This is a genomic window from Devosia equisanguinis (assembly GCF_900631955.1).
Lineage (GTDB): Bacteria > Pseudomonadota > Alphaproteobacteria > Rhizobiales > Devosiaceae > Devosia > Devosia equisanguinis.
In genome coordinates this window covers 1-16,144 of the sequence record NZ_UZWD01000062.1, presented here as the reverse complement: position 1 = coordinate 16,144, position 16,144 = coordinate 1, and the positions used below count along the sequence as shown (strand labels likewise).

18 protein-coding genes are annotated in these 16,144 nt (G+C 65.4%); 9 read left to right on the top strand and 9 right to left on the bottom strand.

The window, feature by feature from the left end:
- Positions 1-285: 285 nt before the first annotated feature.
- From DEVEQU_RS19030 to DEVEQU_RS19020, 3 genes are all read left to right on the top strand, one after another.
- Positions 286-651 (top strand): helix-turn-helix domain-containing protein, encoded by a 366-nt coding sequence (locus DEVEQU_RS19030; RefSeq protein WP_126152189.1) that lies wholly within the window; start codon positions 286-288, stop codon positions 649-651.
- Positions 641-1,141, top strand: a complete 501-nt coding sequence (locus tag DEVEQU_RS19025; protein ID WP_126152188.1) for a DUF6456 domain-containing protein — start codon at positions 641-643, stop codon at positions 1,139-1,141. Before DEVEQU_RS19030 ends, DEVEQU_RS19025 begins: the two co-directional genes overlap by 11 nt.
- 77 nt (positions 1,142-1,218) lie before the next feature.
- On the top strand, positions 1,219-2,247 hold the full coding sequence (locus DEVEQU_RS19020) for an acyltransferase family protein (RefSeq protein WP_126152187.1): 1,029 nt from the start codon (positions 1,219-1,221) through the stop codon (positions 2,245-2,247).
- A gap of 3 nt (positions 2,248-2,250) precedes the next feature.
- Here the strand turns inward: DEVEQU_RS19020 and DEVEQU_RS19015 are convergent, their stop codons facing one another.
- The 4 genes from DEVEQU_RS19015 to DEVEQU_RS19000 form a co-directional block, all read right to left on the bottom strand.
- Entirely contained in the window at positions 2,251-2,679 is a 429-nt protein-coding gene (locus DEVEQU_RS19015; protein WP_126152186.1) for a SufE family protein, read from the bottom strand.
- 89 nt (positions 2,680-2,768) lie between these two features.
- Positions 2,769-3,224: a nucleoside diphosphate kinase regulator gene (gene rnk, locus DEVEQU_RS19010; protein WP_126152185.1), complete on the bottom strand. Its 456-nt coding sequence runs from the start codon at positions 3,222-3,224 to the stop codon at positions 2,769-2,771.
- Positions 3,225-3,602: 378 nt separating this feature from the next.
- Positions 3,603-3,809, bottom strand: coding sequence for a hypothetical protein (locus DEVEQU_RS19005; protein ID WP_126152184.1), 207 nt, complete (start codon positions 3,807-3,809; stop codon positions 3,603-3,605).
- A 367-nt stretch (positions 3,810-4,176) separates the two neighbouring features.
- Positions 4,177-4,512: a hypothetical protein gene (locus DEVEQU_RS19000; RefSeq protein ID WP_126152183.1), complete on the bottom strand. Its 336-nt coding sequence runs from the start codon at positions 4,510-4,512 to the stop codon at positions 4,177-4,179.
- A 433-nt stretch (positions 4,513-4,945) separates the two neighbouring features.
- Here DEVEQU_RS19000 and DEVEQU_RS18995 point away from each other — a divergent pair, with 433 nt between their 5' ends.
- From DEVEQU_RS18995 to DEVEQU_RS18985, 3 genes are read left to right on the top strand one after another with little or no spacing between them, the layout of a single operon-like run.
- On the top strand, positions 4,946-6,760 hold the full coding sequence (locus tag DEVEQU_RS18995) for a sensor histidine kinase (RefSeq protein WP_126152182.1): 1,815 nt from the start codon (positions 4,946-4,948) through the stop codon (positions 6,758-6,760).
- Positions 6,757-7,929: a peptidoglycan-binding domain-containing protein gene (locus tag DEVEQU_RS18990; RefSeq protein ID WP_164550488.1), complete on the top strand. Its 1,173-nt coding sequence runs from the start codon at positions 6,757-6,759 to the stop codon at positions 7,927-7,929. The genes DEVEQU_RS18995 and DEVEQU_RS18990 overlap by 4 nt, the downstream gene beginning before the upstream one ends.
- Positions 7,930-8,274, top strand: a complete 345-nt coding sequence (locus DEVEQU_RS18985; RefSeq protein ID WP_223214293.1) for a DUF1491 family protein — start codon at positions 7,930-7,932, stop codon at positions 8,272-8,274.
- 5 nt (positions 8,275-8,279) lie between these two features.
- Here the strand turns inward: DEVEQU_RS18985 and DEVEQU_RS18980 are convergent, their stop codons facing one another.
- On the bottom strand, positions 8,280-9,431 hold the full coding sequence (locus DEVEQU_RS18980; protein ID WP_126152179.1) for a DUF2336 domain-containing protein: 1,152 nt from the start codon (positions 9,429-9,431) through the stop codon (positions 8,280-8,282).
- Positions 9,432-9,809: 378 nt separating this feature from the next.
- Between DEVEQU_RS18980 and DEVEQU_RS18975 the strand changes: the two genes are divergently transcribed.
- From DEVEQU_RS18975 to chrA, 3 genes are all read left to right on the top strand, one after another.
- Positions 9,810-10,613, top strand: a complete 804-nt coding sequence (locus DEVEQU_RS18975; RefSeq protein ID WP_126152178.1) for a hypothetical protein — start codon at positions 9,810-9,812, stop codon at positions 10,611-10,613.
- Between the two features lie 66 nt (positions 10,614-10,679).
- Positions 10,680-11,483, top strand: coding sequence for a phosphatase PAP2 family protein (locus DEVEQU_RS18970; protein WP_164550487.1), 804 nt, complete (start codon positions 10,680-10,682; stop codon positions 11,481-11,483).
- A gap of 62 nt (positions 11,484-11,545) precedes the next feature.
- Complete coding sequence (gene chrA / locus DEVEQU_RS18965) at positions 11,546-12,739, top strand: chromate efflux transporter (protein WP_126152176.1); 1,194 nt, start codon at positions 11,546-11,548, stop codon at positions 12,737-12,739.
- Between the two features lie 168 nt (positions 12,740-12,907).
- On the opposite strand, the gene DEVEQU_RS18960 is transcribed toward chrA, so the two are convergent.
- The 4 genes from DEVEQU_RS18960 to DEVEQU_RS18945 form a co-directional block, all read right to left on the bottom strand.
- On the bottom strand, positions 12,908-13,453 hold the full coding sequence (locus DEVEQU_RS18960) for a DUF1254 domain-containing protein (protein ID WP_126152175.1): 546 nt from the start codon (positions 13,451-13,453) through the stop codon (positions 12,908-12,910).
- Complete coding sequence (locus tag DEVEQU_RS18955; RefSeq protein ID WP_164550486.1) at positions 13,450-14,025, bottom strand: DUF1214 domain-containing protein; 576 nt, start codon at positions 14,023-14,025, stop codon at positions 13,450-13,452. Before DEVEQU_RS18955 ends, DEVEQU_RS18960 begins: the two co-directional genes overlap by 4 nt.
- A 188-nt stretch (positions 14,026-14,213) precedes the next feature.
- Positions 14,214-14,600: a DUF2147 domain-containing protein gene (locus DEVEQU_RS18950; protein ID WP_126152173.1), complete on the bottom strand. Its 387-nt coding sequence runs from the start codon at positions 14,598-14,600 to the stop codon at positions 14,214-14,216.
- Between the two features lie 225 nt (positions 14,601-14,825).
- Positions 14,826-16,085, bottom strand: a complete 1,260-nt coding sequence (locus tag DEVEQU_RS18945; RefSeq protein ID WP_126152172.1) for an Hsp70 family protein — start codon at positions 16,083-16,085, stop codon at positions 14,826-14,828.
- Positions 16,086-16,144 lie beyond the last annotated feature (59 nt).

The window sequence follows — 16,144 nt, the reverse complement described above, 5'->3', positions numbered from 1 at the left end:
CGGAGGGGTGGTCAGTGATCCACTGATGGACCCCCACCCTCATTCCCTCCCTCAAGGGGGAGGGAGGCGCAAGGGGCCCGAGTCTACCTCAGTTTGAAATGGTCTAGTCCAAACGCTGTGGCCGCCCATCGGGCGGCTTTTGTGTTTCTCGGGGTCTGCGGGAGCGGGCTTTTGCGTCGGCGCGGCGAAAGCGCATGTTTAACAAAGAGATAAGATATTTATCCTCGGATGGCTGGTCATTGGGCAGGATGTAGGAATATTATCCTTCATCTGACGGAGTTTCCGATGCCTGTTCGCACCATCAAGCGCCACCGTTTTTCCGCGACCCGCGCCGCGCTGCAGCCAACTGCACCCTATGATCGCATTGTCACCCTGGTCTCGGCGGAGCGGCAGGTGCCGACAAAACTTATTCTGAATGCGTCGCGGTGCCGATCGCGCGCCTCCAAGGCGCGGCATCTGGCCATGTATCTGGCGCATGTGGTGTTCGGGGAAAGTCTGGCGCGGGTGGGTGTCGCCTTCGGGCGAGATAGGACAACTGTCTCCCATGCCTGCGCCCAGATCGAGGATCTGCGCGACGATCCCAGTTTCGATGCCGAAATCTGCCGGCTGGAACGGTGCCTGCAGCAGGAGGGCGTCAGCCATGATGCCTGACATGCAGAAGGGTGACGAAACCCCCGACGCCGTACAGCGGCTGTTGGCGCGGCGCGGCAATGAGGCGGGATTTCTGGGCGATCAGCATGGCGAGGCGGCGCGGCGCCTGGCGCGCCTGATGCGCAGGGCGCAATTGAGCCAGCGTGTCACCATGTCCTATGATGCCAGCCATGTCGGCGGCAATCGCGGGCGGCCATTGCAGGGGGAGCTGGCCGATAGCGCTGCCGAGGCGCGGCGGCTGCTGGGCGCACTGGCGCAGCGCCTGCCGGGTGATTGCTGGTCGGTGCTGGTGGATGTGTGCTGCTTCGATCGCGGTCTACAGGATATCGAGCTCAGCCATGGCTGGCCGCGACGCGGCGCCAAGCTGGTGCTGCGCATCGCCCTCGATCAGCTGGCTTCGCTCTGGGGACTGGGTGGCGTAGCGGAGGGCAGGGCCCAGGGACACCAGCGCCACTGGCTGCCGGAGCGGCCGCCGATGTTCGCCGATTAACGATGTAAGCATCGGTAATGATGGCAAGCGAACAAGACGTGGTATCACGCTGGTCTCGGATGCTGCGGTGACCGGAAATGCAGGGCAAGCTCCCCACGATACAATATCTGCGCGGTCTGGCGGCGATGCTGGTCGTGGCCTCGCACGCCCTGCTTTATCCTTTGGCGGAACAGACCATCGCCTATGGGCGGCTGGGATGGCTGGGGGTCATCCTGTTCTTCGTGGTGTCCGGCTTCATCATGGTGACGGTGACCGGGCCCGGATCGTTCGATCCGGTGGCCTTTCTCAAGCGCCGCATCCTGCGCATCGTGCCGCTCTACTGGGCCTTTACCCTGGTGGCGGCGGCGTTGGCGCTGGTGGAGCCGGGCCTGTTCAAGACCACGGTGTTCGATGGTGGGCAGCTGCTGAAATCACTGGTTTTCGTGCCGTTCTATAATCCCGCCAGCCATGGGCTGCATCCGCTCTACAAGCTCGGCTGGACGCTGAATTACGAGATGTTCTTCTATGTCGGCTTTGCCGTGCTGGCATTGCTGACGGCGCGGCGGCGGGTGGCGGTGCTGACCATCGCCTATGTTGCGCTGGCGCTGACCGGGGCCTTGCGGCAGCCGGTGGATGCCATTCCGGCCTTCTATACCAGCTTCATGCCGCTGGCCTTCGTGGCGGGGGCCTGGCTGGGGCTGGCGCAGATTGAGGGATATCTGCGCAAGGTACCGGCGGCGGTGCTGGTCGGGCTCGGCATCATGGCGCTGGCCGGGCTGGTGCAGGGCTTCACCTGGGACCATGGGCTGGTGGAAGACCCGGTGGCCTTTATCGGTCTGCTGAGCTTTGCAGCGGCCACGGTGGCGCTGGTGGTTGGCCTGGAGCCGGTGTTGCCGCGGGTGCGGTTTCTCGAGACGCTGGGCGATGCGTCCTATTCGATCTATCTGGTGCACATCTTCGCGGTGGCGGCGACGGCAGGCGTGCTGCTGCGGCTGCTCGATACCACCGATCCGCTGGTGACCAATGCCATCATCGCCTTTGCCATCGTGGCGGGGGCCGTGGCGGGCCTGATGCTCTACCGACTGGTTGAGCGGCCGCTGATGGGGCGGCTGCGCAAGCTGGCTTAGGCTTTAACTGAGGACGGCGCGGGCTTCGTTGCGCATGCGGTTGACCATGGCGACGAGGCCATTGGAGCGCTGCATGCCCAGATGCTCGCTGAGGCCGAGCTTGCGGAACCACTCGATGGCGTCGGTCTCGGCGATTTCGGATGCGGGGCGGCCGGAATAGAGCGCGATGAGGACGGCGACGAGGCCCTTGGTGATGATGGCGTCGGACTGGCCGCGAAAGGTCAGCACCGGCGTGCCGCTTGCGCGCTGGGCATCCGATACCAGCCAGACATTGGAGACGCAGCCGCGCACCTTGTTGTCGTCGGTCTTGTCTGCATCGTCCATGGGCGGCAGCGCCTGGCCGAGCTCGATGAGATAATTGAGCCGGTCCTCCCAGTCGTCGAGGAAGCTGAGGTTTTCGGCGATGTCCTGGAAGGCGGCTGGCTCTGTCATGCCCCCTATCTAGGCGATCTGACCCGGCTTTGCCAGTTGGCAAAATGGGGATCACGGCGGCGCCCGGGGCAAGGCGCCGCCGTCCGATCTCAGGCCGCGCTCGGGCCCGGATCGTGATTGGGATCGAAGCACGGATCGATGGGCGCCGTGACCCGCAGCACGCGGATGCGCTGGCTTTGCCCATCCGCGCCGAGCCAGGAAATGCTCTGCCCCGGGCGCAGACCGAGCAGGGCGGCGCCCTCGGGAGTCGTCACCGCCAGATTATGCTCGTGCCGTTCGGCATTGGCGGGCAGGACCAGCTCGATCGTGCGTTCGCCGCCTTCGCTCGGCCGATAGCGCACGACGCTGCCAATGCGCACCACATCGGGCGGCAGCTGGGCGTCGGGCACGACGTGGGCGCGGTCCAATTCATAGAGCAGGTAGTCGGCGTGTTCGGCGCTGTGGCCGATTTCGGTGAGAGCGACGACGGTCAGGCGCCGACGCTCTTCTTCACCCACCACGATCTGCGGCGATTGCGTCCAATCCGACAAGGCTATGGTGGTCATCGCGCTTTTTCCTCCTGGTGCACAATGGCTGTCGGCGCGGCCGACCGGCGGTCGAAAATGCCGAACAGGTGCTCCGGGGGTGCGCGATGTTCGGCATTGGCGTTGAGACACCACGGGCAGCGCATGGCGGCGCGTGGACGGGGTCCTGCACAGGAACGACAGAACCGCAGGGCGGGCATTTTAGGTCTCCTTGGGTGGTTGGGTTGGTTAAGGGGTTAAGGGAAAGTTACGGGATTGGAGGGGTGGAAAGTTCCAAAGTGCAGGGCCCTTGGGTCGAGCCCGAGGGTGACGGCTGGCGGAGGCTGAGCCTGCAGAACCCCCACCCTCAGGTTCTCTTATCAAGTGGGAGTTGAGGCTAAGGCGCTCGATGCCCTGCCGTCAGATCTGCGCCCGGGCCAGTTGTTGGAGGATGCGGCGGCGGTCGTCGAGGGAGGCGAGACGGATGGTCATGGTCTCGGTCTTGATCGGCGTCTGCGGGGGCAGGCGGTAGGGCAGGCCGGGGAGGTGGGCTTCGGCCCAAGCCTCAAAACGGCTGAGCTTGTTGCCGCCGCTGATCGGCAGGGTGAGCGAATATTTGAACGTCATGGTCATCACTCCGATGAACGCATCCGACATGACGAAGGGCGCGGCAAAGCCACGTCCGGAGCGTCTGCGGATAGGTGTAATTGAGCCTACGAGATTGCGATGATCCTGGTGCCGCTCTTGCCCTGGGCAGGTAGCAACACCAGGCAATCAGCCTGCCTGGCGGCGATAATCTCGTTTTGGAGTGATGGTCGAAATCGGGCTCATGAGCGCCATCATGGCCATATTGCCCGCTTTGTCAAATTGGCGCCCGGCGCAAGAAAAAGCCGCAAATGCGGGGCTGCGCATCTGCGGCTGGACCCGGGGGAAGATCTGTCGCCATAAGGCGGCAGCCGGGTCGAAGTCCTGGAGGTCGGCGCGGGAAGCGCCGTTATCCCGCCCATTCCGGTCGAGGCCGGGGGAAGGGGACCGGAGAGGCGGCCGGGGACGTCTGCATGTCGTCGCCGGCCTGGGCGGAACGGGGGGCCGCCGAGGCGGAAAGCTTTTCCACCGAGGCGGATGGCTTCAGGGCAGCGGCCGCGATGGCCTTGCCGCCAATGCAGGTGAGGTCGGTGCACTCGATCTGTTCGATCTGGCTGGCAATGAACTGGCTACCCTGTGCCATGGCTTGTGCTGACAGGGCAGACGCGGACTCGCGCACATCCATTTCCGGCTTGATGACCAGAAAGGCGAGAGTGAGCCAAAATGCGGAGCGCAGCAAAAACATCAACCGGACCTAGTTCGCATGGCCGCCATGAGCACCCAATGCGAGCTAACCTCTTGTTTGGTCGCGCTTCCAAACCGCAAAAGTGTTGCCACTTCTGCTGGAAGCGTTCCCGTCGGCAGGACCCATTCCCACCGGATTTGAACCAAAATCTAAGCGCCTGCCGTTAAGCGCGGCTGCGCCCAATCGATACAATTTGAGTCAAATTGCCCCGCCAGCGTTAAGCGCGGGCAACCCCTTGTTTACGCTAACTGGCGAAAGGCCGCTTCGGCCCGAGTCGAAGGGGCACCAAAGCCCCCGCGCTTAAACCTGTCTTAGCGGTTGGCGCGTCAGTTTCATCGCAACAGACCCGGACCTCATCCGGGCAGCGATCCAAGCAAGGATCGCCGAACCGGCCGCCCGGCCGGAATCATGGCGTCGGTGTGTGAGTTTGTTGATGCGTAGCCTACAGTTCTTCGGCAGCAAGGGGTTCGACCCCGCCTTGGCCGGGACCGGGAGCCGGCCGGAAGCGCTGCGCCGCAAGACCATCGCCAACAATGCCCGCCTGATGAGCCTTGCGGCCCTCCTGGCCCTGGTGCCCGCCACCTATGGCCTTGTCGTGGGCGCAGGCCTGCCCTTCGTGCTGGCGGCCATGATGCTGGCTGGCGGCATGCTGAGCCTGACACTGCAGCAGCGCCATCTCTATGACATGGCCGCGCTTGCCCAGGTGGCGACGCTGATGGGGACGGGCCTGGTGCTCACCGCCATCGATCCCAACCTGGCCGATGCGGGGCTGGCTATCGTGCTGATGGGCCCGGTCTTGGCGGCATTGATCGCGCGGCCAGACATGCGGCGCTGGAGCTGGCTGACCATGGCCATTGTCGCCATTGTCGGCGGCGGGATTGGCCTTGCCGGCGTCACTGCGAATGGCAGCACCATGCTGCTGGAAAGCTCTGCCATCACCTTCCTTATCGCCTTCGCGGTGGTGGCGCATAGCGCCCATTGCATCGCCACGGCCTATGAAGTGCACGACAGGGCACAGATCAGCGCCTATCGGCACCTGATCGAGCATGTGCATGACGCCGTGGTGCGCTTTGCCAGCGACGGCCATATCCTTTTGACCTCGCGGTCGTCGGAAACCTTGTTCGGTTGCCCGCGCTATCAATTGTCGAGTGGCGGCTTGCTCGAGCGCGTGCATGTGCTCGACCGGCCGAACTATATGACGGCCTTTGCCGACGCCAATCAGGGCAGTCGCAGCCGCACCATCGAGGTGCGCATGCGCCGCGACGATCCGCGCGCCACCGGCAATGTACCGCAGTTCATCTGGGTCGAGATCAGCCTGTCACCGATTCTCGACGGCGAGAGCAGCGATGGCCGCAATGAAGTCATCGCCCTGATGCGCGATATCACCAAGCGCAAGGACGCCGAGGCGGCCATGACGCGGGCACACACCACGGCCGAGGAAGCCTCGCAGGCCAAGTCGCGGTTCCTGGCCACGATCGGGCATGAACTGCGCACCCCGCTCAATGCCGTGGTCGGCTTCTCCGAGATGATGAGCTCGGGCATCGGTGGCGAATTGTCGCCGACGCATAAGGAATATGCCGGTCTCATTCACCAGAGCGGCAAGCATCTGCTCGAAGTGGTGCGCATGCTGCTCGACATGTCGCGCATCGAGGCCGGGCGTTTCGAAATCCAGGCCGAACCGATGCAGCCCGCCGAGGTCGTGCCGGCCTGCCTGCCCATGGTCGAGACCATGGCACAGGCGCGGCGCATCCAGATCACCGCCGATATCGAGCCGAACCTGCCCATGCTGGTGGCCGACGAGCGCGTGTGCCGGCAGGTGATGATCAATCTGCTCTCCAACGCCATCAAGTTCAGCCATGAAGGCGGACAGGTGACGGTGTCGGTGCGCCGGCAGGGGCAGTCGATCAATTTCTCGGTGCGGGATCGCGGCATCGGCATGGCGCCTGCGGAGCTCAAGCGCATCGGCGAACCGTTCTTCCAGGTGCAGGACGGGCTGACGCGCCAATATGAAGGCACTGGGCTCGGGCTCTCCATCGTCAAGGGGCTGGTGGAGCTGCATGGTGGTACCCTTAGGGCACTGTCCGAAATTGGGGCAGGGACAACCATGACGGTGTTGTTGCCCATAAACGGTCCGGCAACCAAAGCGGGCGACACTGCCGAAGTTCTCACCCTCCACAAAGAGCCCAATCCGGCCGCATCAGTTTCCAGCCCAGTTTCATGGCCAAACGAAAAAAGAAAAGCGCAATGACGGCTTCGACCCTCTCCCAGCTGCCCCTGATGGCGGGTGGCGCCCTGCTTGGCACGCTGAAAACCGGCGGTCAGTGGGCCTTTTCGCAGTATATGCGCGCGCCGCTGGCCTCCACGGGCCTGCTGGCGCTCGTCACCATGACGGCGCTGGCGGGCAGCAATGCGCTCTATTTCCAGCGGGGCATGCATCCCTCGCCATTCTTCGGTGTGGCGCGCGATGTGCCGGTGGCGCCGATGCCGCTGCCGGTGGAAGAACGCCCGGAAAGCGCCGCAGTGCTGAGCCTGCCGGTGGTGAGCCAGCCGCAGACAACAGGCAGCGTGCAGGCCGCGCCGCAGGTGGTACCGGATGCGCCGGTGGGCAATACCGAGGTTTTCGCCGTGCAGAAGAAGCTCTCGGAGCTAAAGCTGTTCGACGGCAAGGTCGATGGCTATTACGGCCCGATGACGGCGCGGGCCATTCGTGCCTTCGAGGAGCGCAATGGCATGAAGCCGATGGGGGCGATGGAGCCCTCGGTGATTCGCGCCATCCTGAGTTCGGATGCCGGCGGCATGGTCAGTGCGCCGGTGCAGCAGCAGGCGCAGCCGCAACCTCAGCCCGTTGCCGTGGTGGCGCCGCAGCCGGTGGCCGTGGCCCCGACGCCGGCCACTGCGCCGATCGTGGTGCAGCCGGTGGTGCAGCAGGCCGACCAGGTGGTGGCACGGCTTCCGGCGCTGTCGCCGGCCGAGCAGACCTTTGACCGCGTCGCCGAATCGGCGGCCAGCAGCATCGACAACATCATTGCCGCGGTGGACAATTCGCGTACTCCGCCGGCGCAGATGGCCAATCCGCCGATCCCGACCGCTCCTGTGGCGCAGGCAGCAACCACCCAGCCCATGCCGGCCCCGGTGGTGCAGCAGCCGGTCCAGCAGGTGCAGGAGCCCGCCGTCATGGTGGCCTCGATCTCCGAAGTGCCGCAATCAGGCCCGCCGGCCACCAATGTGCAGCTGGTGACGCAGATCCAGCGCGGACTGGCGAGCCTGGGCTTCTTCCGCGCCCCCATCGACGGCAAGCCCGGCCCGGAAACGGCCCGCGCCATCCGGGAATTCGAGAATTTCCACAGCTACAAGATGACCGGGCAGGTGCAGCCGGATCTGGTGGAACTGCTGGTCAAGGCCGGGGCCTCTATCTAGGTGTCCAGCCTGCGCAGCGATTTGTGGTGCATGGCCTTCGTGCGGCGTCACAACGACCTGGGCCATATGTGCGTGGTGGCGCGCAGGGGCGATCCCATCGCCGGGCAGGTGTTCATCGAGGTGGACCATCTCGATGGCACGCGCTCGCTGTTCACCCCGGCGCCGGTGGTCAGTCGCGGCGAGGGTGCCGGGCTGGTGTTCCAGAAGCGCTTCGAGCATGTCGAGCCGGACCAGGTGCGCCAGCGCATCGAGCAGGAAGCCAAGTTCGATCCCGATCTCTGGGTGTTGAGCCTGGACCTGCGCGGTGACGAGATCGGCGTGGACGTGGTCCGCGCCGATCGGTAGCCGCGTCAGCTGGCGCGGCGGGCGCCGATGCGGGCGAGGGCTTCGATGGCCTGCTCGACCACGGGATTCTGGGCGGGCGCAGCGGTGGTGGCTGCTGCGGTGCGCCGGCTGGGCTGGGTGAAGGGCTGGTATTGCGGCTTGCTCAATTCGAGCAGGTTCACCTCGCCGCGCCAGGCGCTCATCAGATAGGCCATGGATTCAGACGAGACGGTGCCGAACAGGGTGGCATAGTCGGCCAGGGCCTTGGAACGCTCGGTGTCGTGGCTGGTGGCGTGGATCAACACCTTGAGCCCGTCATAGGCGGTGGCCCCGAAGGCGCGCAGGATCACGAACAGCGCCGCGCCGGTGGCGTCATGGGCGATCTGGCCGCAGCGGACCTCGTCGAGCCCGGTGATCTGGGCGAGAAGGCGCGTGACCTCCGGACGACGATTCTCGGAAAAGAGCTTCATCAGCGCCTTGGTCAGCTCGGCGCTGGCGACCGACAATTGCTCGATGGTGCGGGCAATGGGGGCGACCGGTGTTTCGCGGTTGGAGAAGGCCTGAATGACCTTGATGCGGTGGCTGTCGGAGAGGTCGAAGAAGGCGGGCGCCAGGAGGGCCGCGTCGAAATCCTTGCGACGGCCAAGGGCCTCGGCCACCAGGTGATCCATCTGCGCCGAACGGGCGAGGGCGCTGAGATAGGCGCCGCGGGGCGTGATGGCGGTATTGGCGGCAAGGGCGCGATAGACCTTGCGCGAATTCATCTGGAAGAGCTTGGCCAGCACGACATTGGAGAGGTTGGCGCGGGCGGCGAGAGTGGCGCAGGCCGGCACGTCATAGCGCGCGATAATGTCGAGCATGGTCTGGTCGGACAGTTCGGCGGCGGTTTCGAGGAAGGGAATGAGGTCCTCGCCGATATTGTCGACCACCAGCTGTTCGAGGGCTGGCGACAGCACTTCGGCGCGGCCGAGAATGGCGGCGCCCTTGGCGCGGGCCTGCGGGCCGGCCGTGGGAAAGAGGCGCGCGGCGAGGGTCTCAAACTGTTCCATCTCGGGAACGGTCGGCTTGCCGCGACGGGCATAGGCGTCACACGCCGCGATCAGAAGCGTGTTCGTACGGTCGACGCCACCGGTCTCGATCAGCAACTGAAACGTCTCGTAAGGCTGAAATCCAAGCATTCTGGGGGAACCGTCGACTCGCTAAGCCATCAATTTCGATGTGTGATCACTTTTGACGGCAATTCGTTAGCAGACTGTTAACCTTGACGATCTCTTAATGAGGTCAAGCGCGAGGGGCGTCGCGCCGGGACTTTCTGACATCAACTCGCTGGCTCCGTTGGGGAACGGGGGAGCGGCGTTCAATGGAGGCTGGCTTGGGAAAGCTGCTGCAACTGACGGGGCGGGCACGACCTGCCACCACCGGGAACAAACCCCCTGGTGACGCCCAGATTCTGATTTTTACCGGGGTGCGTTATGAACGCGGCATAACACCGCCGCCCAATAATCGCCTCGATCCTTCACGGCCAAAGCGCAAGCGCGGCTAGATACGGCGACCAATTGTTCCGCATTGCCCTTTTTCTGACCGCCGCGGCGCTGCTGACCGGTTGCGTATCGCGACCCGTTGGTGATTTCGGTCGCGCGCAGCCCAGTGTGCTGCATGACAGCGTCATGCCGGCCATCGGCAATTTTGCGGCCAAGCAGCGGCGCGAACCGGTATCGGGTTTCAACCAGACCGACCAGGAACGCGAAATGCATGATCGCACCTGGCGCTTCCTCGTTGCCGCGCATGGCAAGGACTGGATGTTCGACGGCACGGTGGAATTGCAGCGTACCCGTATCGGGCGCGCCAAGGACCACACCTATCTACCCGACCGCTATTACGACTGGCTGAAGCGCACGCAATATCAATCCTCGCGCACCCGCTATTCGACGGTCGGCCGGCATATTGCCGCTGATCTCGACACGCTGCCCACCACCTTTGCCAGTATCTGCGCCGTGCAGGAGGTGGACCGGCAGCGGCGCATCGCCCTGGCCGAACTGGGCGGGCTGGAAGACAAGGTGGCGCTGGATGTCGCGGCGCGGCGGACCGAGAACGAATGGCATATCGACTGGTTCGTGCGGGCGCTGACCTATCGCTATGAAAGCTATAGCTATGCTCTCGACCACCTGCTGGTAGAAACACCACATGAGCAATCCATGGGCGTCGACGAGGCGCTGCGGCGGTTGCAGCCCTGGGTGGCGCGCGCCAATCGCGGCGATTTCTGCTCGGGTAGCAGCCCGCAGGGGCAGGGCGGGGGCTTTGCCATTCCTTCGCGCTTCCAGACCATGGTGATCGACAGCGAAGTGGTGGCGCAGAAGTAAGGGGGGCTTTGCCTCTGGCCCGTCTTCGCCCATAAGGGGCCGATGACGAGGGAGCAGGCGATCTCAATGACCAGACCGAACTGGGGACACCGCACGCGCGCGGGTTGGCAACGCCTGTTTTCCCGTCCGGTTCTGCCCGCTTATCCCAACAAGGCGCCGTTCGAGCGGCCGCTCGTGGTGCTGATCGCCGCCTTCGTGCCGGCCCTGATCCTGATGTTTCATGCCGATCAGGCGCTGGGCGAGTGGATGGTGAACTATCCCGAAGCGCTGCGGCCCTTTGCCGACAGGGTGACGCGGCTGGGCGAAGGCGTCGAAGTGCTGGTGAGCACAGGCATGTTCCTGCTGCTCAGCGCGCTGGCGCCGGTCTGGCTGGTGCGCAAGCGTCTCGCGGCGGGGCTCGATGCGCTGACCTCGGCCGCGGCCTTCGTGTTCCTCGCTGTGGCCGGCGGCGGGCTGACGGCACTGATCAGCAAATATCTGATCGGACGAGCGCGGCCGGTGCTTCTCGACAGCCACGACGCGCTGTCGTTTCAGCCCTTTGCCTTCAACTCGGATTTTTCCTCGTTTCCCTCGGGGCATTCAGCAACGGCGGGCGCCATGGCCATCGCGCTGGCGCTGGTGTTTCCACGGCTGCGGGTGCTGTTCATCACGCTGGGCATACTGATCTGCGTGTCGCGGCAATTCGTCGGCGTGCACTGGATGAGCGACACGCTGATGGGCTGGGCAGTGGGCGCCGCTTTCACCTATTGGCTGGCGCATGTCTTTGCCCGGCGGCGGCTGATGTTCACCTATGACGGGTTTGGACGGTTGCGGCCCCTGCGGCTGCGGCTGCGCATGACGCGGTTGCTGCGCCGGCGGCGCCGGGCCTGAATGTCGCAGAACTGTCATCCCTGATGGGCTAGGGACGGGGCCGGCACGGTGCGGAGGCAGACATGAGCGAGAGGGCGTGGCAGGGCGGCGTCGGCGAGGTGTTCGGGGCCTTCCTCAAGCTGGGCCTGACGAGCTTTGGCGGTCCCATCGCGCATCTGGGCTATTTTCGCGATGAGTTGGTGACGCGGCGGCGCTGGATCAGCGAAGCCGGCTATGCCGATCTGGTGGCGCTCTGCCAGTTCCTGCCGGGCCCGGCATCGAGCCAGGTGGGCTTCGCACTGGGGATGATGCGGGCGGGCCCGCTGGGCGGGCTGGCAGCCTGGGCAGGCTTTACCCTGCCATCGGCGCTGCTGCTCATGGCCTTTGCGCTGGGTGCGGCGGCATTGGACGGGCCGTTGGCGCAGGGCGTGTTGCATGGGCTGAAACTGGTGGCCGTGGCCGTGGTGGCGCAGGCGGTGTTCGGCATGGCGCAGAGCCTGACGCCGGACCGGGTGCGCGCTGTTATCGCCGTTGTCGCCGTTTTCATGGTGGTGCTGGTCGGCGGCGCCTGGGGGCAGTTGGGTGCTATCGGGCTGGGCGCGGTGGCGGGGCTGGTTCTGTGTCGGAACGGGGTGGCTGTGGCGAGCGGCGAGGCCTTTCCAGGGTCGCGGCGCGTCGGGCTGGGGCTTTTGCTGGTGTTCGCCCTGCTGCTGATCGGCCAGCCGCTGGTGGCGGAATGGTCGCCGGTGCTGGCGCTGGCGGATGCGTTCTACCGGGCGGGATCGCTGGTATTCGGCGGGGGGCATGTGGTGCTGCCGCTGCTCGAGGCCGAAGTGGTGGGACGTGGCTGGGTCGGGCCGGATGCGTTTCTGGCCGGCTATGGCGCGGCGCAGGCGGTGCCCGGGCCGCTCTTTACCTTTGCCGCCTATCTCGGCGCGGTTGGAACGCCAATGGGCGGCGGGCTAATCGCCGGGCTGGTGGCGCTGGTGGCCATTTTCGTGCCGGGTATGCTGCTGGTGGCCGGGGCCCTGCCGTTCTGGAACGGCCTGCGCAGCTGGCCTGCGGCGCAGGCGGGCTTGCGCGGGGCCAATGCTGCGGTTGTGGGCCTCCTGGGCGCGGCGCTTTATGACCCGGTGTTTACGAGCGCGGTGCTGTCGCCGCTGGATTTTGCCCTGGCGCTGGCCGGGTTCGTGGCACTGGTCGCCTGGAAAGCACCGCCCTGGGGCGTGGTGCTGGCCCTGGCTGTCGTGGGTGGGGTCTTGGGGGTGGCTTGGTAGCTGGTTGTTGAGGGAAGCAGACGGGTTTGAGCGTGTTGCTTACCCCCACCCGGCCTCCCCCTGTAGGAGGGGGAGGAGCCGCATCGCGTTTGGGGTGAGATTTTGCCAAGAACGCCACCCGAGCTCCCTCCCCCTTGAGGGGAGGGAGGCTAAAGTGCCCGGGTCCGGCTACCCCTTGGGCCCGCAGGTGATCTCTGAGAGTTCCTGCTCGAAGCGGGGGCGCATGGCGGCGTGGGGTGGGGCGAGGCGGACAAGGACGGCGAGCTGGTCGGACTGGGCCTCGACCACGAGCAGGCCCTCGGCGATGTCGATCTGCTGCTGGGCGAGCAGCGCGGTCTGCGCGGCGTTGAAAATGCCCAGTTCCACGGTCTGGCCGATGCCGTCGCGATTGGTGGTGGAATAGGTGACGATCCCGGCGGGGTTGAAGATCGCCACTGACCAGAAGGCGTCGGGCAAGACGCCGCTGAGAAAGGCCGGGCCCTGGGTGAGATCGACGCGGCAGAGGCCATAGGCCAGCTCCGGATCGAGATGCAGCGGATTGGGTTCGCCGGGCAGGACCGGGGGCAGGACCAGCATGCGATTGCCTGCTTCCAACGCCTCGATGCGGGTCCAGGCGGTTTCCTCGGCCAGCAGCGGCAGGGTCAAGATAACCACGATATGGATGATGCCACCGAGCAGCACGCCACCGAAGAGCCAGAGCAGGGTGCGGATCATGCGCAATCTCCCCGCGTAATGGTGGGAAGGCTGAGATCGGCCGAAGCCGAGCCGCTGAGCGCGGTGGTGTCGTAGAGGGTGAGGACGAGGCTGAACGCACCGCTGCCGGCGAGCTCAAGCCAGGTATAGGGCGAAAGGCGCGTGCCGACAGAGACGCGAAGCGCGCCGGATGTGTCGCGCACCACTTCGCTGGAGCGGATGGCTGGCTGGGTGGGGGAGGCGGAAAGATTGACCCAGTCGGCATTGACGGCCGCAAGGGTCCAGAAGGCGGAGACCGGAACGCGCCCATCGAGCCGATAGGTGCAGGCGAGATCGAGGGGACCGCCGGCGCTGTCGGTGGTGGCGATGAATTGCAGGCCCTCGCTGCGCCCCAGCTGCAGGGCGCCGTCGCGGGTGAGATGGCCGCGCGTATAGGGGTTGGGACTGGGGGCGCCGACATCGGGCCAGCTGATCCAGGGGCCTATCTCACGCGCGCCGAACAGCCGGCCATCGGTCAGCGCATAATAGCTGAGCCCGAAGCCCACACAGAGGGCGACGGCGATGGACAACAGGAGGCGGAGAACGAAGCGCACGGGGTTCAGCTTCTCTGCAGTGTGGGCATGGAGCGGCTGAACCCGTTCGGTTGCGACTGATCTAGGCTATAGCAACCGAGGGAGCGGGGCGGAAGGCCGATTGTGGCCTCCGCCAGAGGGAGTGCCCTCGGGTCGGGCCCGAGGGGGGCGCGTGGCTAGGTGGGTGACCACCGAAGGTGAGCTGCGGATTACAGCCGGACGAAATCGACCTTCTGGCAGGCGACGAGCTTGCAGCCGGAAAGCGTCATGCGGCTATTGGTGATGAGGGTCACCGAGCCGGCGACGTTGTGGCCGCCATACTGCACGGTGCCGCGCCATTTGTTCTGTGCGGTCGCGGTGGCGCGATTGACCACCATCTTGTTTAGCAAAGCGAGGTTTTCGGGCGTGCGGGCGTCGGCGCGCAGCCAGGTGAGCTTGGCGCAGAGCTGGGTGCCGTCGCCGCAAAGGCTGACGGTATAGCGGGATTCGCCGGTGGTGGTTTGCCAGGTGCCGACGGGGTTCATATCCCCGGCCATGGACGGCGCGGCCATCCCGATGAGCGTCACCAGGGCGGCGAGCGTCTTCCCAAAATTCATGATCGTCTCCTAACTCCAGACACAAGCATCGCGGCCTGGGACTTGCGGCCCGGGATAGCGACGCCGGAGGTTCGATAAAACTGCACCGTTCAACTGAACCTTGTGCAAACCATGCGTTCAGATTGGGTTCACAATCTGGGCAAGCCGAAGGCAATTGCGGCAAGCGCCGCGCATGGCGGCCATGCGCTCGATTTCATCGATCGTTAGGCTGATGTTAAGGCGTTTTCAGGCGCCGAAAATCCGGCGGGATTCCAGCGCCAGCCCGAGGCCCACACTGCCCAACACGTCGGTGCGGATCACTTCGGCGGCCGGGAACAGGGCGCGCAGGCGGGTCGAGACGGCAGGCACCAGGGTGGAGCCGCCGGTGAGGATGAGGCTGTCCACCGCATCGCTGCCGAGGCCGGCGCGGCGCAGGGTTTCGGCAATGGTCTCTTCGAGCTTGGCCACCGATGCCTCTAGCGCTTCGCCCAGCTGGGCGGCAGTGATCTCGGTATGAATCTGCCGGTCGCGGACGGGGAAGGTGAGGTCGGTCGTGGCGCTGTCGGACAGGGCGATCTTGGCTGCTTCCACCGCGCCGATCAGCCGGTGGCCGAGGCGGTCTTCGACCAGCATCATCATGGTTTCGACGCGCTCGGCTTCCACCGCCTCGCGCATGGTCGAACGCAGATCGCGCAGCGCCTGGGCGTCATAGAGGCGGTTGATGCGGTGCCATGTGGAGAGATCGTAATAGGGCGCGACGGGCAGGTGGCGCTTGCCGTCGCGGGTTTTCGAGCCGAGGCCGAGTTCGGGCATGACCTGGGCCATGGAGAGCAGGCGGTCGAAATCGGTGCCGCCGATATGGACGCCGGCGGTGGAGAGGATGTCGTCGCTGCGATCGGGGCGACCAGCGCGCTCCGGCGACACGCGAACCAGCGAAAAGTCCGAAGTGCCGCCGCCAAGGTCGACGATGAGGGCGAGCCGTTCGGTGCTGACCTGGCGTTCATAGTCGAGCGCGGCGGCGATGGGCTCGAACTGGAAGGCGATTTCGGCAAAGCCCTGCGCCTTGACGGCGGCTTCGAGCTGGTCCTGGGCCTGGCGGTCGGCGGCGGGATCGTCGTCTACGAACTGCACCGGGCGACCGACTACGGCGCGGGTCAGTTCCGCACCCAGTTCGGCCTCGGCGCGGCGCTTCAGCTCGCCGACAAAGAGGCCTATGATTTCGCCAAAGCCCAGCCGGCGTGCCTTGACGCGGGTGGTGTCGCCGAAAAGAGCGGTGCCGAGGACGCTCTTGAGCGAGCGCATCAGCCGGCCATCGGCGCCGGTGACATATTCGGCAACGGCCTCACGCCCGAAATAGAGCTGGTCATCCTCGAAGCCGAAGAACAAGACGCTCGGAATGGTCGCCTGGCCGGCTTCAAGCGGCACAAGCTGCGGCTGGCCAGTGGCACCGACGCGGCCAAGCGTGGAATTGGACGTGCCGAAGTCGAGGCCACAAGCGAGGGTCATGATAAGCCGCCATGGGGGAGAAGCGCCAAAGGCGCGGGAGGGAGGGGTCTCATAAAGAG